We start from the raw sequence: 25,949 nt of genomic DNA, 5'->3' as shown, positions 1-25,949 counted from the left end.
GACTTTTGATTCAGTAAATAGCCTGGATTTTTCCCTCATCCCGGCTGCGTCGTGAAGTCGTCTCTTAGACTTGCAAGACTGCAAATTTCCGCAATTCTATGTTGTTGATGTCGAAGATAAGGACGTGCTATCAAATATATACTCGAAAGACGATTGCAAGACGACGGCCTTGCAGGGCGTAACTTAACTGTTTATCGGAATTTACGTAAGCCATCCTTCCCCGAAGGCCAAGCAGAATCGGCTGCCTACGGGGCTCTTTGGCCTTGCGGAGCCAGTCAGGCCATGAAAACCAAACGGTTTCCGCCCTGCCTCCCGCCGGTTGATCTGTGTTGCGGCATTCATCCATTGCATCCATCAAACGCATGATGTAACGAGGCCAAGCGATTCCTAGCATCACACGTGTGGTATACATGGAGTGGCAGATGTCGGATCTGGCAAAAGTCGGATTATATTGCGATGAAGCAAGGAATATTATTGCGCGCGCAGAGGAAACTTTTCTTTGCTTGAACGAGGGCGGCGCTTGCTTGGGACATAAATTGATGGCCGCCCAGAATTTCGCGGCGCTGAAGCGGCTCGGTCAAATCATCGATCGGCATGATTGTCTTATAAGCTCGAGATCGCCTATCAACGCTGTTGAGATTCCCGTTGTCATCAAGCGGCGCTGGTGGGCAATCGTGCTAGGGCGCAACAAAGGCAATGATCGCACCTTCGAGACGCCGACCTCGGCCGCTTTCATCCCGTCCGAAATCGAAACGCATGGGAATTCGTCGACGATGACGGGTTCCGACAAATAGGTCCTGGTCTCCGGTCACGGCCTGTCGCAGGACCGTTGTGCTCGTCATCGAGGCGCCGGCATGTTCAAGCCCCTGCTGATCTGGCCGGCGGTGCTGGCCTTAAGCGCGAGGATCCTTGTCGCCGAGATGATCAATCCTCCATCGTCGAGCCAGGCGGTGGACATCGAGGCGCTCGTTGATGAGGCGGCCCGGATTCTGGAAACGCACGGTGCGGAAGCATTCGGAGATTTTCGAAAGAAGAATACGTTCTGGCGTCATGGGGACGTATACCTGTTCGTCGTCGACATGCAGGGCACCGTCCTGTTCAACGCCGCTCATCCGGATCGCGAGGGACGGGATCTGTTCAACGAGCGCGATGCCGACGGGAACCGATTTCACAAAGACTTCATCGATGTCGTCAATAGGTTCGGCGCCGGCTGGGTCGACTACATGTTTCCCAAGCCCGGTTCATCGATACCGTCCGTCAAGTGGAGCTATGTCTGCGGAACGCGCGTCGGAGGCGTGGCTGCGCTCGTGGGCGCCGGCGTCTATGTCGATTGACCGCGTTGCAGCGACGCCCGTGGCGGACGGCTCGGGCGCCTTCGCAAGGCGCGATGGGAGAGCTTCTCGGCCTGGACGCAGGTCTTTAGCCCCGCCCGGAGCGTCACGCCTCGGATCGCGGGCAGGATGCGGTGCATGGTGTCCGTTCCGTTCGCCTCCCCCCGCGGCGCGGGATGCCGCTGCGATCGATCGCATTTAGGTCGAGCCGTCGGCCGATCGCTGACGGGCGACACGGACGCGACCGCGCTCGCCGTTTCGACTTCCGCCTTGGTTCTCCGGCTTCGTCGTGCGGCTCGGGTCGGTTTGACCAGCAGGCCGGTCGTGATGCGTCCGTGTCGTACGGAACGGCGGACGACGGATCGTCAAGCGTCGCAATCCCATGTCCTTCAGCGAGGCGTTGCAGGTCCCGCAACACCGAGAGCTTGATCCCAGGCCATAAAGAATGCGCCAAATCATTAACTGGGCTAAAATGGTGCTGAGCGCGTTGGGGTTCGAACCCAAGACCTACAGATTAAAAGTCCGTTCGAAGTAGTTTCGCGGCCGCTCAAATCCGTGCGTCTACGATCGTGAAATTCGAGTCCATACAGTGTCTTGACGCGCGATGATCGCTCATTCATCACTCATGGGGTAACGTCACTAGACAGGGTAATCCTGTTACCCGGTCGTTACCCCGCTGCCTTGCTATGGCTCGGGTAACGCTGCCGAGGTGCACGCCGTGGCCGTCCTAACCGTAAAGTCTGTCGAGTCCGCGAAAGCCGATCTCGGCAAGCGTCGAGAAGTACCTGACGGTGCCCTCCCCGGCTTCTATTTGGTCGTGCAACCGGCCGGGGGGAAATCCTGGGCCGTCCGCTATCGAGTGGACGGGAAGCCAAAGAAGCTCACCCTCGGGGCCTACCCGCGCCTGCCGCTAATCGAGGCCCGCGAGGCGGCTCGGACGGCATTGCGAGCCGTCGCCGAAGGCCGCGACCCTGCAGGTGAAAAGCAGGCAGCCAAGGGCGAGCCGTCGGCAGCAGACGCGATGCGGTTCGGTGCCGTAGCTGCTGACTACGTGGAGCGGTATGCGAAGCCGCGGAACAGGAGCTGGCGCGAGACGGAAGCTTTTCTGACGCGCACTCTTGATGCCACGGATAAATGGCAGGACCGAGACGTCCGGTCGATCGGCCGGAAGGAGGTGCTGAACGCCCTCGACGCGGTGATTGGGCGTGGCGCATCCATTCATGCGAACCGGCTGTTCGCGGCCCTACGACGGTTCTTCGCCTGGACGGTCGAACGGGGGATTCTCGAGGCATCCCCAATGGCCGGCCTCAAACCGCCCTCCCCTGAGGTGTCTCGGGATCGGGTCCTGACGGACCCCGAATTAGTCGCCGCATGGAAAGCTGCCGCGCAGGTCGGCTATCCATTCGGACCGGTGGTGCAATTGCTGATCCTGACCGGCCAGCGTCGGTCTGAGGTGCTCGAAGCGGAGTGGCGGGAATTCGACCTCGACACGGCGACCTGGACGATCCCCCGGACCCGGGCGAAAAACGATCGGGCGCACGTCGTTCCGCTTGCGCCGGGTGCCGTCGAAATCCTTCGCCAGCTGCCACGCATAGGGCAGCGCCCTCGCCTGCTATTCACCACCACCGGCGAGACGGCATTCAGTGGCGTCAGCAAAGCGACGGACCGGCTGCAGGCCATTGCCGGTTCCCTGCTTCCAGACGGCGTGGAAAGCACTGCCTGGCGGCTGCATGACCTGCGCCGAACCTTTGCCAGCGGGTGCGCGCGTCTCGGTGTGCCGGTGCACGTCGTTGAAAAGGCGTTGAACCACACCTCCGGCACGCATTCCGGAATCGTCGGTGTGTATCAGCGCCACGAATACGGCGAGGAGAGACGTCGAGCGATGGAGCTATGGGCGGCTCACTGCGACGGGCTGATTTCCGGAAGCGCGAAGGTCGTTCGGATGGAAAGGCGCGCGTCATGATTTGGCAGGATCGCTACCAGGGTCTGCCCTTCTCTCGTGATCAGGTGGAGGAAATCAGCGCTCTTCTCGGCCTCGAAGATCATGACCGGGCACTCTTTGCCGCTGAGTCTATAACCCGGGCCGTCGCCCTTTATCATATCGGTTACAGCGCGAAAAAACGTATGGGCCCTGTCGACAAGGTGGGTGCCAAGCTGGCGCAAATTGCCGCCGCAGCTTCCACCTTGTCAAAGCTGCTTGAGGACGATGCGGTTTGCGACCTGCCGTTTGGAGGCTTGTGGGAAATGATGGGGGCCCCGCCGGAGTTGAAGCCCCTCGATCGAACGCCGCTATGGGGCGACAAGGCAATCACTCTTCAGGACGTCCGCCAGCTTGTTGGCAATGTTGCGAGGTCTTCGGGCCGGCTCGCGAGTAACGACAAAATGCTGAGGAGCTATTACTTTCTGCCGCCACTCCATGCGGCCAATAACAACTTGGAGACTGCCGCCTTGTGGCCGACACTGTTCATGATCTGGGAGCAGCACGGAAGACGAGTGGCAGGTTCGGTTAATGGGACAAATAAGCTCCACCGCTTCGTCAATGTCGTCCATGACGGGGCCGGTCTCGGCAAGCCGAGTCTCAACACCCTCAATCGCGCAATCCAACGATGGAAGCAGGATGCCCGTCGAGAGCGTTCTGAGAACTCGGCATGGTATTTTGGGAATTCCGCCGGGAATTCGGATGCCATAGGAGGAGCTTGAAATCCCGCATACTCAGTCGGTCGCTCGCAAGCAAACAGGAGCGCCCGATGAGCGATACAGAAAATTGGCTAAACAGCGCAGAGGTTCGCGCTAGATATCGAATCTCGGCAGCGACGCTTAACCGCTGGGATCGCGATGAAGCGCTCGAATTTCCGGCACCAATGGTGATCAACCGGCGCAAGCTTTATCCCCTTTCAGAGCTTCTCACTTGGGAAAGGTCTCAGGCGTCGGCAGCCCGTCGGCGAGCTGCAGCATGAGCGCGATCGTCCTGCCCTTCCGGTTCGCTCGGCGGCTCCCGCAAATCAGGAAAACGGCCGGCTATATGGTCTCGGTCCCGGCCAACCATGCCGAGGGACACCTTCGCGAACAGCTCCGCAGGCTCGAGGACGGGCTTCGGAAGAAGGGCGTCGCGGAGCCGCTCATCCGGTCCGAGGTCGGATCCTACGAGGGCGCCATCCGAGCGCACCTGTGGCGCCTCCTGATCAGCCAGGGGGGCGCGGCGTGAAGCACGCGGACTCAAAGGGCAATCCGAAAAAGGAAAAGCCCCACCTGCGACTCTACGAGTGGCTCACCGACTCCAAGGCTTGGACGGATCTTAGCACGGACGCCCGGGCCCTCTATATCCTGCTGAAGCAGAAATACCGCGGCAATAACAATGGCCGGATCATCCTCTCGGTGCGGCAGGCCTGCGAGAATCTCCAAATCGGAAAAACGACCGCGGCCAAGGCCTTTCAGGAATTGGAGGTGCACGGCTTCATCGAGATCGTGATCCGCGGAAGCTTCGACGGGCGGAAAGATGGCCGGGCGACCGAGTGGCGGCTGACCGAACACGAATGCAATGTGACTCGCGAATTGCCGACCAAGCGCTTCATGAGTTGGGCGCCTGGAAAGGATTTGACGGTCCGCGCTGGGGTACGGTCGGTACCTGAGGGCGGACAGTCGGTATCTGAGGGCGGACCGCTGAGGTCATCAATTCCTAAAACGGTATCTCAGCGCGGACTGTGAAGGTCGGTTTCGGCACTCTCACGGTCCGTCCTCAGGTACACATCTAATATGCCAGTCCGTAGAGCGCCGAGCGCCTCACGCGACAAGCATCCAGCACCATCCCAGATCGGCCGTCACCGCGGCTGTGCGACCTCGCGCTACCGAGGAGAGGAGAGAACTATGTCGATCGAACAGGAACAGGCCCCGCGTGCCGAGAGCCTCAACAACGCTGTGAGAGGCACCATGGAGGAGTTCAGCACCAAGCCACAGCCGATCAATCCGAATCGTCGTCATCCGAGAAATGAATCGTCGGAAATCGATGACGCTCGCGATGCGCTGTCTGAGGCCATCCTGGAAACCGCACGGTGGCGCCTCGAGAAGGCCGAACAATTCCCGAACGAGCCGCGAAATAAACCAGCCGCCGAATTGCTGAAGCGTATCGCGGCCAGCGTGATCGACGTGCCGGACGACCTCATGCGTCGGTATTCCGAGGCCTGGCACGACGAGATGGCTTCGCAGACCTCGGAGACGCAACCGGTGCTGCTGCGCGATATCGGGTTTCGAAGCGCCAGCGACACCGCAACGACGCTCGTCGAGCACCTGATGGAGCACGTCGACGACGCTCACTCAGATCCAGCCCGCGGCTGAGATCGAAATAGAGCGGCTCGGGAAACGCCGGCCAGCGCTCCCGAGCCTCGATCCAATCCCCTCAGCAGGAAATCCGATCATGAACATCGATATCACGGCTCCGGCCGATCCGCACGCACGCCCGCAACGAGCTCCAGTTGCCGCTGTAATAGCGGCGATGCGCGATGGCGATCACGAACGGTCGGCACTTCAGACGCTCCGTGCATCGCTCCTGGCTCGAATTGCCGACGATCTGGCGCAGCTCGAACGCCTCCAGGACATCAACGACCGCTTCGATTTCGGAGGGCAGGCCTGATGAGCACCGATGGAAAAAGGGCCTTCGCCACGAACGTGCCGACGCCCAACCCCAATAAGCCGCCGGCCACGATACGAGGCGGCTTCATTATCGTTAGGCGAGATGATCGAACGGGCCGGCTAATCACTCTCGGAAAGACACCCTACGAGCACGGGACGTGCGCCGAGGCGAAAGCTCAGGCCGTGGTGCTGGCCGAGCGGCTCGGTAGAGAATTCGCTGTGTTCTGCGAGGTTGACGCTGTGCTGCCTCCATGTGTTGAGGTGGTGGCCGCCGAACCCATCATTGAAGCCGAGCCCTCCCCACCGCCTGCCGTGCAGGTACCAGCACCTCGACCCCCTGTAGTCGTCGAGCACCGGACCAAGCGTCGCCCTGCGATCAGAGGGCGTGCGTCATGACGGTCCGAAAGCAGATGCACCCCTGGATGTCGGACGGCTCACCCGAGCAGGAATGGGCGGTCGCGCAATTCGAGGCGGTCCGCGCTTTCGAGAGCATCAGCGATCGATCTGAACTGCTCGCCCTGGCCGAGGCGGCGCATCGCGGCCCGCTTGAGCTCGCGCGTCGGATGCGTCGGACCGAATATGGGTCGGGCGGGGACGTCGAGCCCGGGATGAACCTCGCGGAGTTCTGGGGGCACCTCTACGGCGAGCACTCAAACCTCTATGCGCCCTACCCGGCGGCCTATGCCTACGCCTTCCAGACCGTCGCCCCCTACCTGACTTCGACCCACTGATAATTCAAATCTCGATGGTCGCCGCCGTTGGTGGTGACCATCCGCCAGCGCGAGGCTGTCGGACCGTGTCTGCAAATAGAAAAAGAGAAGCGGCCGAGGATATGGCGACCACGTGCGCGCGGCACCCGACGGGGAGCGTGGGATGACGGCCGGCCTGCAGACCTTCGCCAAGGTCCTTGCTCTGCACGACAGCACCTCGAACCCGGGCGAGAAGGCAGCGGCCGCTGCACGGATGAAGATCCTCGCCCGTAAAGCCGGGCTCACCGTTGAGCAGGCCGTGTCCAATTTGGACACGCCGAAGGCGCCCGCTCAGGCTATGGCCGACTCCTTCGCCGAATTCACGAGCCGGCCCGAGTTTGTGGCTGAGCGGATGGAGCGGGATGCGCGCCGGCGGATCGAGGTTGCGGCGATCCTTGAGCGGCACGGGTCGGAAGGTGCGGTGTTCGCGGATACCCCAATGGAAGAGGCCTGGCGCGCCGCGTGCGAGCCGCTCCTCGGGTCCCATGAGACTTGGGAAATGGATTACCACCTCAACGGCTGGGGCAGCCTGGGGTCTCGTCACCAAATGCCGGCCACTGTGCGGGATGCGGTCTGCCGGGCATGGCCAATGCCCGAGACCGTCGCTGCGACATAGGCTGAATACGAGGCCACCGATCGCCTCACCCGTGAGCGTTACACTGTCGACGGCTATTACGAGCCGCACCTATTCACCGAGGCGCGCCAGCAGCTCGTGGCAGAGATCCTCAACACCCTGCCGGCGCGCTCCCTCCACGATATGCGCGCCCGCGGAGCGTGGCTGAGCCATTGGGCAGACGGCGAGGCTGAGCAGAGCAGAGACGACCACCGCGCCGCGGTAGCCACCCTGCGCGCCGATATTGAGCGCATGGGACAGCGGCTTCGCGAGCGAGACGAAATCCCATCCGATAGTTCAAATCCGAGCCAGACCGGCCCCGTCCATTCTGTACAGGCACGCCGCCCAACCCGAGCCGAACGGCACGCCGCTATTCGTGCTCTCCTGGCTCAGGGTCATCCCGATCGAGAAATAGCTCGGCGTCTCGGGATCTCACCGACGACGGTCGGTGCTGTTCGACGATCTGCTCAGGCGGGCTGATACCTCCTGCACGCTATCACCTCGATCCGAAGCGCAACGGCGATCATTGATACCAGCCAATTCGAAATTCGGAATTTGCCAAAATAGGAGAGCCGAAAATTCTGCGGCACCGAAAAAGTTTTGTGCGATCGGCACCTGGTGGGGTCGGAGGCTCCTAGACCTCCGGACTTTCGATGCCCCCTACCCCATGATGATCTGGGCTCTCGTGGCGCCGGCATTCAACATGCCGGCGGGGTGACCATAGGCTAATTGATATCGGCCATTGCGGTGGGGACCAGAATGCAGGTTTTGCTGCCAGGCGCGATATGGCTCCATGCCGAGGCCATCAAGCTCTACAAGGCCGACGACGTAGGGCAAATCGCAACGACGCGGGCCAAGGCGATGAAGGCGCTCGGACCAGGGGCCAGCTTCGTCGGAGTTGGTGGGTCGCCGAGTTGGACGCTCGCGGCCGAGGCCGGTGCACTCACCTTGGTGTCCGGCTTCCTGGCAGGCGTCGCCGCCAAGCAGGCCACGGAACAGCTCCAGAAGGTTCAGACGGCCACCGAATTGATGCTCCGCGAGATGGGCGCCTTCTTCGAGTTGGCGAGCATCACCAACGTGGCGCTCCCCTATCCAACCTCATGGTCGGCCATGCGTGAGGGGTCGAAGCACATCCACAGCGGCGACGAGTTCGTATGGGTCCGGACGGCTGACCAAGGAGATGTCTGCGTGCGCTGGGCCCACGTGGTGGCGATCGCCTGAGGCGGCGAGGGATCACCTCTTCGGCCGCACCACGTCTCAGTGGCACCCTGCTTAGGCATCCAGCACACGTGCTTCTGTGGCGCCCCTAATGAGGGAGGGGGGGGGGAGTCGAAAGTCTGGCGCCTATAGGGTTTCCAACCGCATCGGATTTCACGGACGGAGGTTTTTCGCTGGCGGTCGCCAAAAACAAATTGGCGTCGAATTTAATTTCTAGCCGAAATTGCAGAAAATTCGGATTTTGCCCTTTGGTGGCGATCCTAGCAGAGCCCTGACCCGCCATGCCGGATCGGGCCGGTGAGAGGAATTAATGGCAGAGCTAATGATCGTGGCGGGCGAGTGCGGTCGTGGCTCCGGCGAATATGACACCGGTCTATTCACCCTGCCAGCCGGTGGTGATCGTGGTGCTGAGACCATCGCGACCGTGACGGTTCATGGCGGCGTCGGTGAGAAACAGTCGACGCTCGGGCAGGTGCTGACCGGCCTTCGAGGTGGTCTGGCCCTGGCGCAGCAGATGGATCTCACGATGCCGGTCACTGTGGCCGCCACGGCCCTCGGTGCAGGCCTCGGCGCTCTTGATAGTGGTCCGAAACAGCGGGCCCTGATCGAGGTGGTGTTTCAGGACGGCACCACCATGCTCGCAATGACGGACGTCGGCATTGCCGCCCTGATGGAGAACGATCGTCGCGTGATCCAACTCGCCGCCGAGCGGTTCAACCCAGAGCCAGCGCTGATCGCGCCGTCCGAAACTGGCATTGCCGCGAAGGTCATCGCATCAGCCGAAGATGCCGCACATACGGCTGGATCTGCGGTGTCCGGCGCCTTCAGCTTCATCAAGAAGACCCTCGGTTGAACTCGGCATGGAGTGCCAGAACCGCGTGACGGTCAGCAGGAGCAACGCCCCTACGCCGTGTTGAATTTTTCAAACAGAAATGGTACTGATATTAAATTATTTTTGTACCGTCCTCGACGGGGGTTCGCGTGGCGTACCAGATCCACATCGGCGGCGTGTGCATCGGATCGGTGATCCGGTCGGAGGGCGGCAACGCGTTCGCCTACGATCCATTGGGCAGCGTGGTTGGACAGTTCGGAGACTGCGACGCCGCCATCCTTGCGCTTTCCCGTCTCCAGCGAGCCGCAGCATGAGCGACCGCATAGTTGGCGAGGTGCGGAAGTCAGCTCGGGAGAGCATCCGCGTGGTGCTGCGCGAGAAGCGGGGCGACCTCGGCCTCGATCTCCGCGTTGCGGCCACCAACGGCCGGGGCGTGATGTGCGAGACGGCTAAAGGCCTTCGGGTCCCGGTGTCGCAGATCGGCGCCTTGATCAACGCCCTCCAGGCAGCCCAGCGTCTCGCCGGTCCAGGCAAGGAGTGATCGACTCCGGCACCGATTATTCTACATACTGGTGCACATGACAAACGATGCACCGGAAGATCGGCCGCGATATGCGCCATCCAGCTTTATGCGGGCGCGGCGTCCCTACCTGTATTCAGACACTAAGGGCGGCATCGAGTTCGTGTTGACACGCGAGGTGCTAGCAAATCACATCAATACAATGACTGCGCGCAACGAAGAAAATGTCTTTGAGAAATTTGCGCGCAAGTTGGCCGCCGTTGAAATCTGCCCGAATTTGCGTCCGAACACCGGCCCTAGCGGCGGTGGAGATGGCAAGGTTGACACTGAAACTTACGAAGTCAGCGCAGAGATCGCCGATCGCTGGTTTATCGGCCAGCCGGAGGCTGCGTCAGAGCGTTGGGCGTTTGCGATCAGCGCTAAGGAAGAGTGGAAGGGCAAGGTCCGCAGCGACGTTAAAAAAATCATCGAGACGGATCGGGGCTATACCAAGATCTACTTCATCACGAGCCGTAATGCACGCGCGAAAGACCGAGCCGACATCGAAGCGGCGCTGCAGAAAGAGCATGGCGTGCCGGTCACGATCCTTGATCAGGCTTGGATCCTCGAATGCGTGTTCGAGCATGGGCACGTACCGCTTGCAGTAAACGCCCTCGGCATGAGCGATGAACTCAAGCGCCAGATCACCGAAATCGGCCCGCTTGACCAAGAGCGTATAAGGGAGCTTGAGACGCTGGATGCTCAGATTGCAGATACGTCCCGCGCGCCGAGTCTTGTCGCTCAAGACATGCTGGAGGCCGCGCTCGCGGCCCGTGGCCTTGAACGACCCCGTTCTGAAATAGAGGGGCGTTTCACCCAGGCCCGCCGTATCGCCCGCAAGGCGGGAAACCATCTGCTCGAATACAAAATCGTCTATAACTGGGCATGGACAGCAAACTTCTGGTTCGACGACTTTGACCTTCTGTCGGATCTGTACGGTGATGCCGCTGACCTCGTAGCGAACATCGGTAATGCGGAGCTAATCTCCAAGCTCACTAACCTGTGGTCCTTGCTACGAATGGCGGTGTTCACAGGCACTCTGAACGAAGCGCAGGCCAAGATTTCGGATCGTAAAGTTGCGCTCGCGAAAATGCTCTCGGATATCGCGGCCGATGAGACTAGGCCCAACAGCGCGCTACATGCTCGGTCGCTGCAATTGTTAGTCGAGATGATCGACCGCCGCCATGATAGTCCTGATGAGCCTATGGACGATATCTGGCTCGCACTTCGTGAGATAATTACCGGGTCTGAAGGATACGGCACATTTCCCTTCGAAGAGCTCACAGATTTGCTCATCGAGCTTGGAGAATACATCAAAGATAGTGACGTATTCGACGCCCTTTACAATGTTATTGCGGAAGTGCAGGCACAGCGAAGGGGTGAGGGCGAGGCCGCGACCATGTTAGTGACTCGCGGTCACTAGAAGCTGAAGCAAAGCGAGCCTTATGAGGCGATCCGCTGGTTCGGCAACGCTGTCGATCGCCTTGTGAAAAAGGAGTTTGAACGTGAACTGATGCTCGCGCTGGGCGGCCTTGCCATGGCGTACGACAGGGCTGGATTATGGTGGGCAGCGCGGGTCTGCGCGCTTTCCGTAATCAGCCATCAGATCACCGCCGGTACTATGGTCGACGGCAGCCTAAGTGCCATTAGCCCTGCGATGCTGCACGGCCTCATGCGCATGGAGCTGTCTCTTGGTCGGGTCGGCTACGCCATGCTCACACATCAGCTCGAGATGATCATTCATCACGCCCGTGGGATGAGCGACGCAGCCGCTGATCAGCGTCGTTATGGCAATGCGATGCTGATAAGTGCGCTGCTGATCAGAACGCCGTTCGAGCGGCGAGAAGACTTGACGCGCCTGCCCGATATTCTTGACCAGTATGCGTTATTTGAAGCAAGGATGCCGTCGCTATTCCTGCTTGGTCGGCTCGACCAGCTACGAGAAGAGGGATTAATTACGCTGAGCATCGGCGATGACGAAGTGCATACCCTCATGCAGTCGCTATGGCACGCTGGTCAGGAACACGACATTCGAACAACGCCGAAGTTGACCCTTGATGATATGCGCGTGCTCTCAGCGCGCATCCTCGGCGTAAAGCTGACCTTTGAGACAGACGCAGGTGTGCAGGGAATACAGATCGGGGAAGCGGTTCTAGGCGTGATCGAAAGTTTTCTCGCCACAAGCCTTGGGGCACGCGCGCTGCCAAACGTAGACAGGTTGACGGTGCGTGTGACCGCGGATGCGGCGCATGTTGGCGCACCCTCAATCCGGTTTGAAAGCGCGCAGGGCGTCTCTGTGGGTGTCATAACTTACAGTCCAAGCTTTGAAGGTGCGTCGCGGGAAGATGCCCAAAACTTCCGCGAATTTTGCCATCAGGCACTTGCTATGATCGTTGGACACATGATGGGCTTTTCCGACTCTGAACAGTGGCTAGAGAAACTTGCCGTTGAAGAACGAGTTTTTGATCGTACGTTCATCTTCTGCAACGTCCCGCTGATGACACGCAATGTTTTCGGCGAAAACGTACCCGTACCGCTTGCACTTGTTAAGCAAGAGCCCGCCCTCTATCCGGATCAACGCACTCGGGCTTGGACAGCCCCTGTTGACGAGCGGCCCGCAGGCCCGCCGGTCTTTGGCGAAGGCGAGCCGCCGCCGGGCAGCTTCGATATGAAGAAGATGCCGCATACCGCTTATGAGGTGCGTTCCCCGATCGAGGTGCAGACGTGGAACCGGGCGCAGTGGAACGGCTCAGCCTTCATGTACGCGCCCGCGCCATATGAAGACATCCCGTTCCTGGGACTCTCCTTCGAAAACCGTGAAGCGGCAGAAGAGATTTTTGCCGGCTGGCATACGCGTATCGGCAGCGACGATGGCACCGAGCATTTACGGATCACCATCCTACGTGGCGTCGATAATAAAGACCCTAATGCCTATGGTGTGTCGATCGGGCCACCGATGCATTTCGGTGATGAACTGAAACCCGGACAAATTTTTGGCTACGTCTCTCGCAAGAATCGCATGTATCCCGCAAACAATGCTCATCTTGAGGGCTTTCTGGACGCATACGCACGCGCAGGAGCCTTCCTACTTGTGCCGTTCCACTTGCCTGGAAAGCGAGGTCAGCCCATCCCGATCCCAATTGAGCCAATTCTTATGCGCGAACTTCACGTACGCCCGGCGTGGGAGGTTGGTGACAATGATCCCGATGTGATGGCGCTACGACCGGACGACGACCCCTACATACCTCATGGCATTGAGAACCCGCCCGTACTACGCGCGCTAGCGCGCCTTCGCAGGATCTAAGGAGAAGGCTGGGAGCCGAGCGACAGTTTAGGGGCAGAAGCTAAAATATATTGTGCCGGTCGCCAATGACCGCGATAGGCTGGAAGCGGCCGTCCGCTCTGGGACAAAAGGCTTTGGACCGCTCCCGCCCATAACGGCTGTCACATACACCCATGCATTCGGCGCACCGGCGCCTCCGTTCCAATAGAGCAAGGTCGTATGGAACGTTCCAGAAGCCCTTTCTCGACGGTTCCAATAAAGTCATATTTAATTTTGGAACGGCAGGAAGCATCATGTCCGAGATCCTATTGGAACGGACACGGCCTCCCATGCTCATCGGATACGCTCGCACCTCGAACCTGGAGCAGGAAGCTGGCCTGGAGGCCCAGATGCGAGACCTGAAAGTCCTCGGGTGCAAGAAGCTGTTCTCGGAGCAGGTGTCGTCGGTGGCGACCCGCAAGGCGCTCGATGCCGCCGTAGAGTTCTGCCGCGAGGGTGACACGCTGGTGGTGACCAAGCTCGATCGCCTCGCCCGGTCGGTGACGCACATGGGTGCGATCCTGGCGGCGCTGGAAGCCAAGGGCGTGGCCCTGCGGATCGTGAACCTCGGCGTGGACACCGCGACTCCAACCGGCAAGCTGATGCTGAACGTCCTTGGGGGCGTGGCTCAGTTCGAGCGGGAAATGATGCTGGAGCGGCAGCGCGAGGGCATCGCCAAGGCGAAGAGCGAGGGCAAGTACCGGGGCCGGAAGCCGACGGCGCGAGCGAAGGCCGAGGACATCAAGGCACTATCCGCCTCGGGTCTCAGCATGAGCGCCATCGCTGCGCAACTCGGTATCGGCAAGGGATCGGTGCATCGGGCGTTGAACCCAAAGGCGACCTTAGTAGCCAGCTATAGGTAGTCGGCCTAGCGGAGGATCGTGCCGCCAGCCATGCAGACCCACCGGGTGCCCGCGACTGTCCACGAGACTGCCCCGGAGAACGCGACTAGGATCATCAGCATGATGGCCATGCCGAATTGAATGCCGGTGTCAGTCTCCGCCACGCCATCGACCCAGGCCCACCACATCAACCCAAGTCCGCCGATGGCCAGCGCCGCAAGGTAAAGCCATCGGAGAGCTTGCCTCCAGGTAGCGCGAGCTGCCCTCGGACCCAAAGCGAGCCGAATGGCGCCCAGGATGAGAGCGGGGCCGAACGCGATGCCAGCGACGAGAAGGAGGAAGCTAAGCACGGACAACTCTATCGTTGGCTCTTGGCGATGCCGCCTTCCCGATAGCGCGGCGCCGAGCAAGCTTCGACATGAGTTGCTGACCCCGGCAGACGTTCCATTCCCGGCCGGCCCCTATCAGAGCCTCACGGTCCAGACCTGGGCCATCTGCGCGGCGGTCGCCTCGCTCTACGCGTACCCTGAGAAACGAGATCGATGTGATGGCGCAGGCGGCTCAGGCCGCTGGGCGTCCGAACTGACGGAGAGCGCCATGGCCTCGATCGAAACCATCAGGCGCATCCGCGTCCAGCAGGTCTCAGAGGGTGCGGACGCCGTCCGTCGAGATCTTCGCGGCCTTGTCGAGGGCCAGGAACAGGTGGCCGCGGCTGCTGACCCGGTTTCCGTCGCCACGGACCTTGCCTCGCGTCGTCAGCTTTCGGCAGCAACCGCCTATGACCGGTTGCGACGGAGCGTCGATGACAGCTTCAAGGCCCAGCAGGCGCTTGAGCGTGGCATGGCCACCGCCAACCGAGCCCTTCAGCAGGGCGCCACCGAAACAAGCGGCTACGAGCGGACAGTGGCCCTTCTCCAAGCGCGCTACTCGGGAGCCGCCGCGGAGGCTGCACGCTTCGAGGCCGCCCAGCGTTCCGCCGCCCGCGCCACCATCGCGGCAAGGGAAGCAACGGAGAGCGCGGCCCGGTCGACGGCAGCGCAATTCCAAGGGAGCCTGAACTCTCGGTTTAACATCGGGGCCAGCAACGGCGACAGGGAGGCTGATTTCCTCGCCGCGGCCGCCGGCGCCGATCGTCTGCGGGCGAAGCTGGATCCGCTGTTCGCGGTGCAGCAGGCCTACCGCACCGACCTCATGGAGATGAAGGGAGCCCTCGCCGCCGGCATCATCTCGGAGGACGCCTACACGGCGGCGCTGGGTCGGAGGAAAGGCGCCTTCGCGGAGCAGATCGCCGACCTCGGGCGCAGGCCAGCGAGGCGGCAGCAGGGTTGGCGGCCCGCATCGGCATCGTCGGCGGTGTGATCGGCGGCTTGGCGACCATCACGCTCGCCGGCGTGGCAGCCTTCTCGTCGTACAGGAGCGCGCAGGCCGAACTGGAGAAATCCCTCACCGGCATCGGACGCGCATCGGGCACCACCGCAGGCCAGATCAACGCCATCGCGCCAGCCGCCGCGGCCGCCGGCAACATGTCGGTCCGATCGGCACGCCAGATGGCGGGCGAGTTCGCGGCCACGGGCCAGATCGGCACGGAAATGTATGCTGGCCTGATCGGCACGGCCAAGGACTATGCAGCGACCACGGGTCAGGAATTGCCCGACGCGACCAAGGCGCTCGCCGAGGCTTTCGCCGACCCGTCGAAGGGCGCCGATGCGCTGAACAAGCAGCTCGGGTTCCTGAACGACACGACCCGGGAGAACGTCCAGCGGCTGCAGGCTCAGGGCGATCGCCTCGGCGCGCAAAAGGTGCTGTTCGACGCCTACCGGACCGGCCTGACGAGCGCGACGGAACTGACCTCCGGGTGGGGCCGGACGACGGCTGCCGTCGGCGCCACCATCTCGAATATCTGGGATAAGGCCGGCCAAGCGATCGATCGAGTCGTTACCGGCGGCGACCTAGAAACCCGTCTCGCTACCGCGCAGAAGGTGCCGGAGAACTCCAGGAGCCGCGCGGCGGGCGTGTTCGGCAGCATCCTCCCGAGCCTCGCCGGCAGCGACGTGACCGCGGCGCGGGATGAAGTGGCGCGCCTGCAGGCTCAAGTCGACAAGCGCGACGCGGCGAGCCGTCAGGCACAGCAGGGGCAGCTTTCCCTGCGGATCGGCGACATCGTCCGCGGCCTCGACCCCGCGGCGGAGATGATCAAGAAAATCTCCGACCAGGTGACGGACATCGGAAAAAACTTGAGCCGCCTGCCGTTCGATGAACAGGGCGCAGCCCGGAGCGCGATGGAAGGCCTCGTTGCGCAGTCGCGGATCCTGAAGGACAACATGGCGGCCGGCGGGGAGCAGTACGCCGCCAGCCTACGGCAGGCACAATTCGGGCAGCGCACCGTCGGCTTCACGCCGCAGGGCATGGGCGCCGCGACGATCGAGAACGACATCGCCGAACGCGGACGCCAGGCGCAGTCCAGTGGCACGCGGGACAAGCAGCTTGCGGCGCTTCAGACCTTGGAGCTCGAACGCACCACGCGGCTGATGACATACACACTGCATCAGCTCGCCGCCGGCAGCTACGACCTGGCCCTCGACGGGGTGATCGTCGGCGGTGTCGTTCGCGAGACCACCGCGGGAGGCGTTCCTACCGGGTGGTGCGCGGAGCTGCTGGAGGATCTTCCAGCTGGGACACGCCCAAGGCCCTTCGATTGCGTCGAGCACCGATTTCCGACGCTGGAAGCGGCGACAGCATGGCTTGGCGGTTCGCCGATCCTGAGCGCGTTCGAGGACGCATAGAGGGCGAACTATCTGAAGGCCTCCGCCGAAGGCGCGTTCACGTCCGGCCACCTCTGGATGGCGGCTCTGTGTAGCGCGATCGTCATGCTGGTGGTGGCGGTCCTGAAGGATCTAGCCGCGTGCCGCGACCCGCCGCCCGATGCGGGAAATTCATCGCCACATCTTCAGAAACAGCTCTAGCCAATTCGAGCTGAATCATTATACAGTAAAGGGACTTATAAGGGCTTGGTCTGACTTGGGGAAGCGCTACGAATGCCTGACGAACAGATCTTGCCGAATTTAAACGAACGACATGTCTTTACGATGCCTGATCGTATTGTTGCGTCGGCATGGCTGGGGCATATCCCCTTTTCCAAATGGTTAGTCGGTATTCATCAACCGTCTATTACAGTCGAGCTGGGCGTCCACAATGGTGCATCTCTCTGTGCCATGGCCGAGGCGGCGAACGATGTTGGGCATGCTGGGGCATTTTACGGCGTGGATCACTGGGTTGGCGATGCACATGCCGGCTCCCATACCATAGACACCTACTGGAACCTCAAAGCATACGTGGCAGCACGGCCACTTGACGCCCTCAACCTCATGCGCATGAGCTTCAATGACGCATTGCCGCATTTTGATGATGGCAGCGTTGATCTGCTGCATATTGACGGCCTCCACACCTATGAGGCCGTAAAGCACGACTTAGAAACCTGGCTGCCAAAGTTGAGTCGTAGAGGAATCGTGCTATTTCATGATATTCGCGTACTTGATAATAATTTTGGTGTCTGGCAACTTTGGAACGAAGTTTCTCAAAGATATCCATCATTCGATTTCGATCACTCCTACGGATTAGGCGTAATCTATGTTGGCTTTGATCCAATGCCACCCTGGATGGATCGGTTGTTCGGAGGCCGTATCGAGCCACATGGACAGTTGATCCGTGATTACTTCGCCCGCCTTGGCGGGGCAATCGTGAGAGAACAAGAATACGTCGCCCGCGGGGCAGAAATTTTGGCCCTCAGACAGCAGTTAGATGTATCTCGCGCTCAAGCGCACGACTTTCACTTGAGCAACCTCGCCAACACCCAGGCCATTGCAGCGATCGAGTCGTTCGTTAGCTCGAGCGAGGGCAAGATCCAGTCGCTTCGGACGGACAACGAGACCCTGCGATCGGCACTCGCCGGCGCACAAGCGTACCAGGCGGACCTGGACATTATCAAGGCCGAGCTTGCTGCCGTGAACGCCGCATCTCTGAATAACAAGGATGAACTAAATGCTGTTCGAGCGGATCGCGATGCTGTTCGAGCGGATCGCGATGCCGCTCGCGCGGATCGCGATGCGATCATCGCGGAGCGCAACTCAATTTTATTGGAGAGCGACACGTCTATTCTGGCACGCCAGGAACTGGAAGCTGAATTGAAGACGGCGCGGTCGGACATAGAGAGAGCGAGATTGCGCTATGCAGCACTGCTGCAATGGAGCGTCGCCTTCCACGATTCGACGGCAGCATCATTAAGTTGGAAGCTGACGCGGCCGCTCCGTTTGTTGAAGATCGGGCGCCCTAAGCGCCCTGGACCGCCTCCAGATGGATCCTAGCGATTAAATCGACGCTTGGACCGCAAGACGTTAATGCTTGCCGACTCGCTGGTGCAAATTCCGAGGACGGTCCAGTCAACGGCAACCTTCCGTATGTCATTGGCCCAAGCCAGCGTATGAGCATCGTACCAACATTCACATCGGCTGAGCAACTTCCTCCAGATCCCCTCAGCCCACCCGGCACCCGCCGCGGCGGGCCTTTTTATACGCTGTGCACATGGTACTATGTGCGGCACCTTATTGGGTCTGGATCAAGCAATGCTTCCCTCGATGCGTGCGGCTTTCGCCGCAGCCAACGTTGCAGTGACACGAGACGCCTTCAAGGCGGCTGGGTACGGGTTCCGATATGAGGTTGGTGAATACACGTATGGCGTGCCGGCCGTGCTATGGTGGGGGGAGGACGCAGGCCTATCGATCGGCCGATATTGTTCGATCGCTGGTGGCGTATCGATCATGCTTGGGGGCAATCACCGTACGGATTGGGTCACGACGTTCCCGTTCGGCGTGCTGGACCCCGCTGCAGCTGCCCACACCGGACACCCCGTCACCAACGGAGATGTGCACATCGGCAATGACGTGTGGCTGGGGGACTCCTGCCGGATCTTGTCAGGCGTCACGGTTGGGGATGGGGCATGCGTGGCGACCGGTGCGCTGGTGACGCGGAATGTGCCACCCTACGCTATTGTCGGCGGTGTCCCAGCCCGCGTTATCCGTCTGCGGTTCTCTCCGGAGCAAATTGCGGCGATGCTCGAGATCGGTTGGTGGAACTGGCCCGAGGAACGGATCCGAGCTTTGTATGATCGGATGCTATCGCCTGATATCGATGGATTTATCGCAGCTGCACGCGGCGCATAGAAACACCAATTCAGGCATCAATGGTTCGCCTAGCCGAGGGCGAGATCGCGCTGACGATGATGCGCTGAAGCCATCGCTCAACGTTGAGAAGGGGAGGTCGCAGCACTCAGTTGCAACAGTAGTTCACTCCTTCAAGCAGCTGCTCATGAAGCTGCGGCGCTCGGCGCCCTTTAGGCTCTTGGCCGAGGCATCGACGTTGCAGCTCTTCATCTTCGCCTGCTGCGGCGTTAGCTCCTTCGCCGACGCTGCAGCCTTACCGGCGAGGCAGTCGGACATGAAGCCCTTGCGCGCACTGCCGGAGAGCTTTTGCGAGCCAGCGTCTGCGTTGCAGCTTTTCATCCGATCGCGCTGAGCAGCCTGCGCAGCGGACGGTGCTGGCGTCTGTGCGATGGCCGGGACGGCGAGGCTGAGGACGATCGGCAGAACGAGGCTGAGCGAGCGCATGGCGGTGGTGCTCCGGGACAAGTTGTCCGACCGTAGCAGGGCCGCGAGGCGCCGACGAGCCGACGGGAAATGCGATCCACGGTGACGCTGCCGGAGGCGACGAACGACACGCTGGCGCTCATCAAAGCCGCTCGCCTCGGCGTGGCGAGGACTTGGCGCGAGCCCGGCGCCCGGCCGTGGCGGTTCAGCAAGGCCGGGATCGTCACCACGGACCTGATGCTGCTCGACGCCAGCCCGCGCGCACCGATCGGACAGCTCGACCGAGAGCGCTCCGGGCCTCTGATGGCGGCGATCGACGCCTGCAACGCCCGGTTCGGCCGCGGCAGCGTCGTCCCCGCCCGGGCTGGTCTCGTGGAGAAGCGGACGTGGAGCACGAAGTTCGAGATGCGCACGCTGCGCTACACGACGCAGGTCGCCGAGCTGCCGATCGCGGTGGCCGGCTGATGGAGCGCCTGTGCGATCTCCGGGGCCGCCGGCTCGTCGTCGCGTGCCCGCCGTGCAACCGGCGCGGCACCTACGACCTGGCGCGCCACCGGCAGCGGTTCCAGGATGTCGCAACTCGACGTGCCGAGATACCTGTCGGGCTCATCGAAGCACCAGCAATAGTTGGGATCATCGCCGGCATGAAAGTACGAGAGCGTGTGTCAGGCGTGAAACATCCGGCGAACCTTGCGCACGGCACGGGCTGAGCGAAACCACAGAGTCCTCTCCATACGCTGCTGTATCTGGAGGGCTGCGTGCAGCCGTGCGCCAAGATCGTCTCGCTCGGCCGCGAGTTGGACGCAGTCCGCCTCCGCCCGGGCTAGGCGCTCGACGGAAACGACCCGTTCAGCCTCGGTCGCAGCGCGCTCCTGCGCAAGCACTTCCTCCTCGTTCCTTAGTGCCGCGGTGATGCGATCACGGTCGGCAGCGAGTGCTTCCCGCTCGGCGGCCATGGCGTGGAGCCGGTTCTCGCGTTCCTCGATTCCGCGAAGGCCGAGGACGTCAATCCGGCTGCTCCAGTCGCGCAAGTCGGCGAGCTGCTTCGGCGTGTGCGCCTCCTCGTAGAGAGTGTGCAGGGCAAAGCTTCGGAACACGGCCGCATCGATCTCACTCGCGAGCTGGGCAAGGCGCAGGGGAAGCGGCTCGTCGGGATGGGCGATCTCCTCCGGGTCGAACAGCTCGGAGAACAGCACCTCACTCATCACCTTGAACCGGTGCAGGATCATGGAATGCTCGAAGGTCGAGCGCAGGCGCGCCTCCAGGCTCGGAGCGCTGGCGTTGGCCATGTTGTCGCGGATGCGGAACGCCGTCAGGCTGTCGGGCAGGACGTGAATGTGCTGCCCAGCCATCACCATGCGAATCCACATGTCGAAATCCTGCATATTCGTCAGCCGCGGGTCGTAGGGGCCAGCGGCCTCGTAGGCCTCCCTGCGGATCATCGCGGTGGGCGCGCAGATGATGTTGCCTCGGAAAAAGAAGAAGCGCAGCCATGTTCGTCGGGAGAAGTCTGCGAAGCGCAGCGGCAGAGTGAAATCGTTGTAGGCCTGCGTCGGTAAGCCTGCCTCATCCACGGCTCTGGGCATCCCGAACACTGCGGCGACGTCCGGATGCGCATCCAGGAAGCCGACTTGTTGCCGAAGACGACCCGGCAGCGCCCAATCGTCGGAGTTGAGGATCGCAAGGTAGCGCCCCCGCGCCCGCGCAACGGTAGCATTCATTGCCGCCGATATGCCCTGGTTCTCGCGCCGGCATTCGAGGCGAATACGCGGATCGGTGAAGCCGCGCAGGATATCGGCGGTGCCATCGGTTGAGCCGTCGTCAGTGACGACGATCTCGAAATCCTGGAAGGATTGGGCGAGCACACTTTCGATTGTCTGCCGGACATAGGGCGCGTGCTGGTATGATTTAATCAGCACCGACACAGTTGGCACGGCCCCCGGCGCCGCTGGCACGAGGCGCGGCAAAGGCGCCGGATTGGCCCGCCGCATCCCATGCTCTTCCCACCAGAGAGGCCGGATGGCGAGGGATCCCGCATCAGCGACGGCGAGGTCGATGCTCTCGCGCTCCATCTCGTCCCAGAAAACGCGCAGGCGGTCGCGTCCCCATAGGTAGTGCTGGCCGAAACCCTCCACGCGGTCTGTTTGCCCAAGCCGTTCGGCCTGGATCGTCTCTCGGGTTGCGTTCCGCTCGAAGCCGAGATGCTTGTAGTGCCAGAGCTGGAGGGTGTCGTGCGGGGGCAGGACGAGGTCGCCCTCCGGCGTTGCCCCATGCCGCCCAGGCCCGAAGCCAGTCTCGCGAAGTGCTTCGGGCTTGAAGATGCTGAGCTTATTGAACGCGAGGCGCGGGCGCCCGCGCGTGATGCGCTCCACGAGTAAGCCCGCATCATCGGGCATCTCGATGTGGTTTAGGTCGAAGCCCAGCGCCGGAATCAGAGTGACGCCCCGGTCGGCCTCCTCAGCGAGGTAATCGGCCATGGCGCGGCCTGGCACGTGTAGGTGCTCGTCGATGGCCGTAACAACGATCCAGTCTGCCCTATGACGACTCTCCTTCCAGGCCTCGTTCTGCATTGCCCGGTGAGAAAGCACGAAGGAATCGGGATCCGTGCGGGGAAAGTCTCGCAATTCCACCTTGGGGTGGGCGTGCAGAATCTCGCGCGAGCCGTCCGTCGAGCCGTCGTCGTAGATCACGTAGCGGTCGACGAAGGGATCATAGTGCCGGAAAAAGAAGCCGAGCATGTCGGCTTCGTCCCAGCATAGTGTGTAGAGGTGGACGACAGGCCGAGTCATAAAGTGGCGAGCCCTCTATAGCCGCCGATGTTCTGGCGGACGATCCGAGCCGGGTTGCCAAGCGCAAGGCAACCGTCCGGTACGTCCTTCGTCACCACCGAGCCCGCACCAACAACGGAGTTCGCTCCGATGGACACTTCCGGTAAGATCGTCGCCCCTGCGCCGACGAAGGCGCCCGTGCCAAGGCTGACATGGCCGGCGAGTACGGCGCCGGGCCCAACCGAAACGTATTCGCCGCCTCGGACATGGTGGCCGAGGCTCGCCCCGCGATTGATGAAGACGAAAGCGCCGAACACGCTGCCGGAGCCGAGGCTGCATCCGGCGTTGACGTAGGAGCCCGGCCCCATCTCCAGATGACGCGGGGCGGCGACGCTCGGGTCGATCAGGGTTAGCGGTCGGCTAAGGCCGTGCCGAGCGGCCTCTCGAGCGGCTGCCTGCCGGTGGCCCGGCGTGAACAGGGGCACGAGGAAAGGCAGGTCTCGTTCCTCGACGGAGAGGTCGGAAGGCACAAGAATCCGAGCGCCCTCTGGCAGATGGGCCGGCCCCGGATGATTGGCGATGCCAGCGACAAGGGACAGGTTTGCCCGGTACAGGCTCTCCTCGACATCGACCACGATCGGCGAACCGATTCCGTACAGGATCACTCCGCGCAATGAAGGAGTCCTCGGATCGCCAAAGCCACGCGCTCCTCGTGGTTCGATGCAACCTCGGGCTGGATCGGCATGCTGAGGAGACTGTCTGCCAGCGCATCTGTAATCGGTAGGGGAGTGCGGGCGCCATCGACGAAGGCCGGGTGGCGGTGCAGGCCCGGCGCGTAATGAACTGCCGTGCCGATCCCCGCCGCATCTAGGCGGCGTTTCAACCTGTCCCGGTCGGGAACAGTCACCGCGAACTGATGATAAACGCTTCCGGCCTGCTCGGGCGGCATGCCAATCCCCATCCCCGCAAGCAGCGCCCGGTAGCGAGCTGCGCTTGCCCTTCGCTCAGCATTGGCTTCCGCTAGATGTGGCAGCAGAGCGAGGAGGATCGCCGCCTGGATCTCATCAAGACGGGAGTTGAAGCCGATCCCGCCGCTCACACGCCCACCCGCTGCGAAGCCATAGTAGCGTAGGCGTCTCAGGCGGTCGGCTAGGTCCGAGTCCGCCGTGACTACGGCACCACCGTCACCGACCCCGCCGAGGTTCTTGGTTGGGTAGAAGGAATAAGCCGCCGCGTGACCAAAACTGCCGAGCTCTCTCCCGTCGAGGGTGCCACCGTGGCTCTGGGCACAATCTTCCACCACCGCGAGCCGGTGTTTATCCGCGAGCGCCATCAAGGCGTGCATGTTGGCCGGGTGGCCGAACAGATGGACCGGTACGAGAGCGGCAGTACGGGGACCAATGACCTGCTCCGCCGCCACCGGGTCAATGCAACGAGTGGCTGCATCGACTTCCACGAAGACCGGGACGGCGCCGCAATGCAGGATAGCCTGGGCGGTGCCAGCGAAGGTCAGGGAGGGCAGCAGCACCTCGTCGCCCAGCCCAACCCCCAGCGCCCGCAGAGCCAGTGCCAGCGCATCCGTGCCGGAGGCGACGCCGACGCAGTGCTTGACGCCCGCCGTCACGGCGAAGGCGGCCTCGAAAGCAGCGACTGCCTCCCCCAGAATGTAAGACGGACCGGAGAGGACACGGGCTATGCTCGCGTCGATTTCGCCTCGGAACCGGGCGATCCGTAGCGGCGGCGCCGCCTGCGGGATCATGCTGGGCACACGGGCCGCTTCACGCTCGTGCGGGGACGGTCAAAATGGCGCGTGTCCTCGTAGCGCTCGGACGCGCAGACAACGAGAGCGGTGCCCGGCGCAAAATCCTTCAAGACGATGAGGATTCCCGCTCGGACCCATAAGGCCTCGTCGAAACTGTCGAGGCGCACGGAGCGACGACAGTCGCCGTTGTCGATCTCGATCGTCACAGCGCCGCTGATGACACTGATCAGTTCATCACAGGAATTAGCATGGCCACCCCGGTCTTGCCCCGGATGAGCCGCTTTGATGACAAAAACGCGTTTGGGACAAAACGGAACGTTGCCGAATTCTTCGAAGGCAACGAGATTTCCTCTAGCATCACTATGCACAATCTGCGGCACAAGGTCGACGCCCTGGATGATCTCCCTATAGCCCATGTTCTGTTTGATCTCAAGCTTAGTTTTTTCCACGCTACTCGATCAAAAGACTGTGTGCAATTGCCAGATTGTCCCAGATTTTCCCGGGATAGTCTGGCGACCCCATAGTAAAATCATGAGATTTTGACGACGCAGAAGACAGAGCCAGCTGCCTCGATCTTTTGAGAGTGGCCCTTCGCATCTTCAGGGCAACACAAAGAGGCAGATCCTCTCGCCGCGGGGCTTAACGCGGCGAATTATGCTCTCAAGCTGCGCTGACGCACGATATTACGATGTGCAACCTTTACAGTTTCAACGAAGTGAAGGCGCGGCCCCTACGGAAAACGCATTCTCACAGCACCATCGCGAGGATCGACCGCCTCGACCCGCGGTCCGCGCGCATCCGCATCCCGCTGCTCTCACGCATCGAGCGCGCCGTTCGCCGCGTCAACGATCGCCGGCATTGATCCTTGCCAGACCTCGGGTCGGATCGCCTCGACGAGCCGCGTCAGAACCGTCTGTTCGGCCAGCGGCTCAGTGGGAATCGTCGAGATCCGCGTGAACGCTGCATAGACGTTCTCTGCGATGTTCCGGGCAGCTGGTCGGCGTCGAGCGTGTCCTGCTGCATCGGGTAGACCTTCCCATGGTTGCGCGTTTCAGTCCTTGAGACAGGTGCTCATGAAGCTCTTGCGCTCGGCGCCCTTCACACACCCTAGCGTGCTGCGAAGCCGAGTGGAGCACTGCGGCAATTGAGATGGGCCGGGTTGGTGGAAACAACGCCCGCGTTGCAGCCTCCTTGCGTGCCGACATAGAGCGGGGTTCCGTCTGAGCCCACGTTGGTAAGAAAGCCGATAGGCCGCGTGCCGGCATTGAGATAGTTTGGGTTGCTTGTGACAAGTCCCGCATCGAGCCCAACTGCCGTGCCGACAAAGACGGCCACATCTCCGGATGAAGTAGGCCGCGCCCTGGTCGAGCCCACGGGCGCCGTAGCGCATCCCTTGTACCCGGGATCGACTGTGACCACACCAGCGTTGCAACCGGCCTCTATTCCAACAAAGAGCGCGACGCCCGTGGCGACTTCAGTGCGCAGCACCGGGGCGGCGTTCGATTTTACGACTGGCGCCGGGACACCACCGAGCGCAATGCGCAGAACGCGCATACCGTCCTTCACGTCCTGTAGCGTACCGACAACCACGTAGCAGGTGTAGGTGTGGTCACCGGCTGGGATCGCGTTCGCGCGGAACACGCAGTTCCACTTTACCGTGGCGTTGCCGGCCCCCGGCAGTGTCGAGA

General features: G+C 61.8%; 31 protein-coding genes, 1 tRNA gene and 1 pseudogene. 25 read left to right on the top strand and 8 right to left on the bottom strand.

Features of this window, described 5'->3' with window-relative positions; genetic code table 11:
* The first annotated feature begins 422 nt into the window (after nucleotides 1–422).
* Nucleotides 423–794, top strand: a complete 372-nt coding sequence (locus MKK70_RS15685) for a hypothetical protein (RefSeq protein WP_147725811.1) — start codon at nucleotides 423–425, stop codon at nucleotides 792–794.
* 60 nt (nucleotides 795–854) lie between these two features.
* Entirely contained in the window at nucleotides 855–1,334 is a 480-nt protein-coding gene (locus MKK70_RS15680) for a cache domain-containing protein (RefSeq protein ID WP_147725812.1), read from the top strand.
* 476 nt (nucleotides 1,335–1,810) lie between these two features.
* On the opposite strand, the gene MKK70_RS15675 is transcribed toward MKK70_RS15680, so the two are convergent.
* Nucleotides 1,811–1,893 (bottom strand) — tRNA-Lys (locus tag MKK70_RS15675).
* A gap of 156 nt (nucleotides 1,894–2,049) precedes the next feature.
* Here MKK70_RS15675 and MKK70_RS15670 point away from each other — a divergent pair.
* The 21 genes from MKK70_RS15670 to MKK70_RS15575 all read left to right on the top strand — a co-directional run bounded on the left by MKK70_RS15670 (nucleotide 2,050) and on the right by MKK70_RS15575 (nucleotide 19,308).
* Entirely contained in the window at nucleotides 2,050–3,294 is a 1,245-nt protein-coding gene (locus MKK70_RS15670; RefSeq protein WP_243948811.1) for a tyrosine-type recombinase/integrase, read from the top strand.
* Nucleotides 3,291–4,031, top strand: coding sequence for a hypothetical protein (locus MKK70_RS15665; protein WP_243948809.1), 741 nt, complete (start codon nucleotides 3,291–3,293; stop codon nucleotides 4,029–4,031). Before MKK70_RS15670 ends, MKK70_RS15665 begins: the two co-directional genes overlap by 4 nt.
* A gap of 47 nt (nucleotides 4,032–4,078) precedes the next feature.
* Nucleotides 4,079–4,288 (top strand): DNA-binding protein, encoded by a 210-nt coding sequence (locus tag MKK70_RS15660; RefSeq protein ID WP_243948807.1) that lies wholly within the window; start codon nucleotides 4,079–4,081, stop codon nucleotides 4,286–4,288.
* Entirely contained in the window at nucleotides 4,285–4,536 is a 252-nt protein-coding gene (locus MKK70_RS15655) for a DUF6074 family protein (RefSeq protein WP_243948806.1), read from the top strand. The genes MKK70_RS15660 and MKK70_RS15655 overlap by 4 nt, the downstream gene beginning before the upstream one ends.
* The gene (locus MKK70_RS15650; RefSeq protein ID WP_243948804.1) at nucleotides 4,533–5,036 is read left to right on the top strand and encodes a hypothetical protein; all 504 of its coding nucleotides are present in this window, start codon (nucleotides 4,533–4,535) and stop codon (nucleotides 5,034–5,036) included. The genes MKK70_RS15655 and MKK70_RS15650 overlap by 4 nt, the downstream gene beginning before the upstream one ends.
* A 159-nt stretch (nucleotides 5,037–5,195) precedes the next feature.
* On the top strand, nucleotides 5,196–5,663 hold the full coding sequence (locus tag MKK70_RS15645) for a hypothetical protein (RefSeq protein WP_243948802.1): 468 nt from the start codon (nucleotides 5,196–5,198) through the stop codon (nucleotides 5,661–5,663).
* A gap of 79 nt (nucleotides 5,664–5,742) precedes the next feature.
* The gene (locus MKK70_RS15640) at nucleotides 5,743–5,958 is read left to right on the top strand and encodes a hypothetical protein (RefSeq protein WP_243948800.1); all 216 of its coding nucleotides are present in this window, start codon (nucleotides 5,743–5,745) and stop codon (nucleotides 5,956–5,958) included.
* Nucleotides 5,959–6,349: 391 nt separating this feature from the next.
* On the top strand, nucleotides 6,350–6,688 hold the full coding sequence (locus MKK70_RS15635) for a hypothetical protein (protein ID WP_243948799.1): 339 nt from the start codon (nucleotides 6,350–6,352) through the stop codon (nucleotides 6,686–6,688).
* 142 nt (nucleotides 6,689–6,830) lie between these two features.
* Nucleotides 6,831–7,322: a hypothetical protein gene (locus MKK70_RS15630; RefSeq protein ID WP_243948797.1), complete on the top strand. Its 492-nt coding sequence runs from the start codon at nucleotides 6,831–6,833 to the stop codon at nucleotides 7,320–7,322.
* A gap of 141 nt (nucleotides 7,323–7,463) precedes the next feature.
* Nucleotides 7,464–7,799, top strand: a complete 336-nt coding sequence (locus tag MKK70_RS31080) for a helix-turn-helix domain-containing protein (RefSeq protein WP_409568284.1) — start codon at nucleotides 7,464–7,466, stop codon at nucleotides 7,797–7,799.
* 279 nt (nucleotides 7,800–8,078) lie between these two features.
* Nucleotides 8,079–8,540: a hypothetical protein gene (locus tag MKK70_RS15625; RefSeq protein WP_243948796.1), complete on the top strand. Its 462-nt coding sequence runs from the start codon at nucleotides 8,079–8,081 to the stop codon at nucleotides 8,538–8,540.
* A 319-nt stretch (nucleotides 8,541–8,859) separates the two neighbouring features.
* The gene (locus tag MKK70_RS15620; protein ID WP_243948794.1) at nucleotides 8,860–9,390 is read left to right on the top strand and encodes a hypothetical protein; all 531 of its coding nucleotides are present in this window, start codon (nucleotides 8,860–8,862) and stop codon (nucleotides 9,388–9,390) included.
* A gap of 128 nt (nucleotides 9,391–9,518) precedes the next feature.
* Entirely contained in the window at nucleotides 9,519–9,683 is a 165-nt protein-coding gene (locus MKK70_RS15615; RefSeq protein ID WP_243948792.1) for a hypothetical protein, read from the top strand.
* Complete coding sequence (locus MKK70_RS15610; RefSeq protein ID WP_243948790.1) at nucleotides 9,680–9,910, top strand: hypothetical protein; 231 nt, start codon at nucleotides 9,680–9,682, stop codon at nucleotides 9,908–9,910. The genes MKK70_RS15615 and MKK70_RS15610 overlap by 4 nt, the downstream gene beginning before the upstream one ends.
* Nucleotides 9,911–9,947: 37 nt before the next feature.
* Nucleotides 9,948–11,351: a hypothetical protein gene (locus tag MKK70_RS15605; RefSeq protein ID WP_243948787.1), complete on the top strand. Its 1,404-nt coding sequence runs from the start codon at nucleotides 9,948–9,950 to the stop codon at nucleotides 11,349–11,351.
* Nucleotides 11,352–11,414: 63 nt separating this feature from the next.
* The gene (locus MKK70_RS15600; RefSeq protein WP_243948785.1) at nucleotides 11,415–13,232 is read left to right on the top strand and encodes a hypothetical protein; all 1,818 of its coding nucleotides are present in this window, start codon (nucleotides 11,415–11,417) and stop codon (nucleotides 13,230–13,232) included.
* 308 nt (nucleotides 13,233–13,540) lie between these two features.
* Nucleotides 13,541–14,113, top strand: a complete 573-nt coding sequence (locus tag MKK70_RS15595) for a recombinase family protein (protein ID WP_243948877.1) — start codon at nucleotides 13,541–13,543, stop codon at nucleotides 14,111–14,113.
* Between the two features lie 576 nt (nucleotides 14,114–14,689).
* A complete protein-coding gene (locus MKK70_RS15590; protein WP_243948783.1) occupies nucleotides 14,690–15,451 on the top strand; it encodes a hypothetical protein in 762 nt (253 codons plus the stop codon).
* Nucleotides 15,418–16,875: a phage tail length tape measure family protein gene (locus tag MKK70_RS15585; protein ID WP_243948781.1), complete on the top strand. Its 1,458-nt coding sequence runs from the start codon at nucleotides 15,418–15,420 to the stop codon at nucleotides 16,873–16,875. The genes MKK70_RS15590 and MKK70_RS15585 overlap by 34 nt, the downstream gene beginning before the upstream one ends.
* Before the next feature lie 252 nt (nucleotides 16,876–17,127).
* Nucleotides 17,128–18,453: a class I SAM-dependent methyltransferase gene (locus MKK70_RS15580; protein ID WP_243948779.1), complete on the top strand. Its 1,326-nt coding sequence runs from the start codon at nucleotides 17,128–17,130 to the stop codon at nucleotides 18,451–18,453.
* A 258-nt stretch (nucleotides 18,454–18,711) separates the two neighbouring features.
* Nucleotides 18,712–19,308 carry a CatB-related O-acetyltransferase gene (locus MKK70_RS15575; protein ID WP_243948777.1) on the top strand — a complete coding sequence of 199 codons (597 nt, stop codon included), beginning with the start codon at nucleotides 18,712–18,714 and terminating at the stop codon, nucleotides 19,306–19,308.
* Between the two features lie 123 nt (nucleotides 19,309–19,431).
* Here MKK70_RS15575 and MKK70_RS15570 read toward each other — a convergent pair whose 3' ends face one another.
* Complete coding sequence (locus MKK70_RS15570; protein WP_243948776.1) at nucleotides 19,432–19,752, bottom strand: PsiF family protein; 321 nt, start codon at nucleotides 19,750–19,752, stop codon at nucleotides 19,432–19,434.
* A gap of 78 nt (nucleotides 19,753–19,830) precedes the next feature.
* On the opposite strand from MKK70_RS15570, the pseudogene MKK70_RS15565 reads away from it, so the two are divergent.
* Nucleotides 19,831–20,196, top strand: a pseudogene (locus MKK70_RS15565) (DUF4113 domain-containing protein); the annotation flags it as partial.
* Nucleotides 20,197–20,396: 200 nt separating this feature from the next.
* Here MKK70_RS15565 and MKK70_RS15560 read toward each other — a convergent pair.
* The 4 genes from MKK70_RS15560 to MKK70_RS15545 are packed head-to-tail and all read right to left on the bottom strand — an operon-like array spanning nucleotide 20,397 to nucleotide 24,710.
* Complete coding sequence (locus MKK70_RS15560; RefSeq protein WP_243948772.1) at nucleotides 20,397–22,469, bottom strand: glycosyltransferase; 2,073 nt, start codon at nucleotides 22,467–22,469, stop codon at nucleotides 20,397–20,399.
* Between the two features lie 47 nt (nucleotides 22,470–22,516).
* Nucleotides 22,517–23,164 (bottom strand): DapH/DapD/GlmU-related protein, encoded by a 648-nt coding sequence (locus MKK70_RS15555; protein ID WP_243948875.1) that lies wholly within the window; start codon nucleotides 23,162–23,164, stop codon nucleotides 22,517–22,519.
* A complete protein-coding gene (locus tag MKK70_RS15550; protein WP_243948771.1) occupies nucleotides 23,161–24,258 on the bottom strand; it encodes a DegT/DnrJ/EryC1/StrS family aminotransferase in 1,098 nt (365 codons plus the stop codon). The genes MKK70_RS15555 and MKK70_RS15550 overlap by 4 nt, the downstream gene beginning before the upstream one ends.
* Nucleotides 24,255–24,710: a sugar 3,4-ketoisomerase gene (locus MKK70_RS15545; protein WP_243948769.1), complete on the bottom strand. Its 456-nt coding sequence runs from the start codon at nucleotides 24,708–24,710 to the stop codon at nucleotides 24,255–24,257. Before MKK70_RS15545 ends, MKK70_RS15550 begins: the two co-directional genes overlap by 4 nt.
* A 239-nt stretch (nucleotides 24,711–24,949) precedes the next feature.
* On the opposite strand from MKK70_RS15545, the gene MKK70_RS15540 reads away from it, so the two are divergent.
* Nucleotides 24,950–25,123 (top strand): hypothetical protein, encoded by a 174-nt coding sequence (locus tag MKK70_RS15540; protein WP_243948768.1) that lies wholly within the window; start codon nucleotides 24,950–24,952, stop codon nucleotides 25,121–25,123.
* A 189-nt stretch (nucleotides 25,124–25,312) separates the two neighbouring features.
* Here the strand turns inward: MKK70_RS15540 and MKK70_RS31075 are convergent, their stop codons facing one another.
* Both MKK70_RS31075 and MKK70_RS15535 read right to left on the bottom strand, forming a co-directional pair.
* Nucleotides 25,313–25,363, bottom strand: coding sequence for a PsiF family protein (locus tag MKK70_RS31075; RefSeq protein WP_409568283.1), 51 nt, complete (start codon nucleotides 25,361–25,363; stop codon nucleotides 25,313–25,315).
* 5 nt (nucleotides 25,364–25,368) lie between these two features.
* Nucleotides 25,369–25,949 (bottom strand): hypothetical protein (locus MKK70_RS15535; protein WP_243948767.1); only part of this gene is annotated, 581 nt, incomplete at its 5' end.

The sequence above is a fragment of the Methylobacterium sp. E-041 genome, from assembly GCF_022829665.1.
In the GTDB taxonomy this organism is placed as follows: Bacteria; Pseudomonadota; Alphaproteobacteria; order Rhizobiales; family Beijerinckiaceae; genus Methylobacterium.
This window is presented reverse-complemented; position numbering and strand designations above follow the sequence as displayed.

What these genes read in the sequence shown, in the direction of transcription:
- MKK70_RS15645 (WP_243948802.1), top strand. Translation starts at nt 5,196, where the DNA reads ATGTCGATCGAACAGGAACAGGCCCCGCGTGCCGAGAGCCTCAACAAC.
- MKK70_RS15685 (WP_147725811.1), top strand. Translation starts at nt 423, where the DNA reads ATGTCGGATCTGGCAAAAGTCGGATTATATTGCGATGAAGCAAGGAAT.
- MKK70_RS15640 (WP_243948800.1), top strand. Translation starts at nt 5,743, where the DNA reads ATGAACATCGATATCACGGCTCCGGCCGATCCGCACGCACGCCCGCAA.
- MKK70_RS15550 (WP_243948771.1), bottom strand. Translation starts at nt 24,258, where the DNA reads ATGATCCCGCAGGCGGCGCCGCCGCTACGGATCGCCCGGTTCCGAGGC.
- MKK70_RS15665 (WP_243948809.1), top strand. Translation starts at nt 3,291, where the DNA reads ATGATTTGGCAGGATCGCTACCAGGGTCTGCCCTTCTCTCGTGATCAG.
- MKK70_RS15580 (WP_243948779.1), top strand. Translation starts at nt 17,128, where the DNA reads ATGCCTGACGAACAGATCTTGCCGAATTTAAACGAACGACATGTCTTT.
- MKK70_RS15630 (WP_243948797.1), top strand. Translation starts at nt 6,831, where the DNA reads ATGACGGCCGGCCTGCAGACCTTCGCCAAGGTCCTTGCTCTGCACGAC.
- MKK70_RS15575 (WP_243948777.1), top strand. Translation starts at nt 18,712, where the DNA reads ATGCTTCCCTCGATGCGTGCGGCTTTCGCCGCAGCCAACGTTGCAGTG.
- MKK70_RS15660 (WP_243948807.1), top strand. Translation starts at nt 4,079, where the DNA reads ATGAGCGATACAGAAAATTGGCTAAACAGCGCAGAGGTTCGCGCTAGA.
- MKK70_RS15680 (WP_147725812.1), top strand. Translation starts at nt 855, where the DNA reads ATGTTCAAGCCCCTGCTGATCTGGCCGGCGGTGCTGGCCTTAAGCGCG.
- MKK70_RS15625 (WP_243948796.1), top strand. Translation starts at nt 8,079, where the DNA reads ATGCAGGTTTTGCTGCCAGGCGCGATATGGCTCCATGCCGAGGCCATC.
- MKK70_RS15635 (WP_243948799.1), top strand. Translation starts at nt 6,350, where the DNA reads ATGACGGTCCGAAAGCAGATGCACCCCTGGATGTCGGACGGCTCACCC.
- MKK70_RS15610 (WP_243948790.1), top strand. Translation starts at nt 9,680, where the DNA reads ATGAGCGACCGCATAGTTGGCGAGGTGCGGAAGTCAGCTCGGGAGAGC.
- MKK70_RS15605 (WP_243948787.1), top strand. Translation starts at nt 9,948, where the DNA reads ATGACAAACGATGCACCGGAAGATCGGCCGCGATATGCGCCATCCAGC.
- MKK70_RS15655 (WP_243948806.1), top strand. Translation starts at nt 4,285, where the DNA reads ATGAGCGCGATCGTCCTGCCCTTCCGGTTCGCTCGGCGGCTCCCGCAA.
- MKK70_RS15595 (WP_243948877.1), top strand. Translation starts at nt 13,541, where the DNA reads ATGCTCATCGGATACGCTCGCACCTCGAACCTGGAGCAGGAAGCTGGC.
- MKK70_RS15590 (WP_243948783.1), top strand. Translation starts at nt 14,690, where the DNA reads ATGGCCTCGATCGAAACCATCAGGCGCATCCGCGTCCAGCAGGTCTCA.
- MKK70_RS15620 (WP_243948794.1), top strand. Translation starts at nt 8,860, where the DNA reads ATGATCGTGGCGGGCGAGTGCGGTCGTGGCTCCGGCGAATATGACACC.
- MKK70_RS15570 (WP_243948776.1), bottom strand. Translation starts at nt 19,752, where the DNA reads ATGCGCTCGCTCAGCCTCGTTCTGCCGATCGTCCTCAGCCTCGCCGTC.
- MKK70_RS15560 (WP_243948772.1), bottom strand. Translation starts at nt 22,469, where the DNA reads ATGCTCGGCTTCTTTTTCCGGCACTATGATCCCTTCGTCGACCGCTAC.
- MKK70_RS15540 (WP_243948768.1), top strand. Translation starts at nt 24,950, where the DNA reads ATGTGCAACCTTTACAGTTTCAACGAAGTGAAGGCGCGGCCCCTACGG.
- MKK70_RS31080 (WP_409568284.1), top strand. Translation starts at nt 7,464, where the DNA reads ATGCGCGCCCGCGGAGCGTGGCTGAGCCATTGGGCAGACGGCGAGGCT.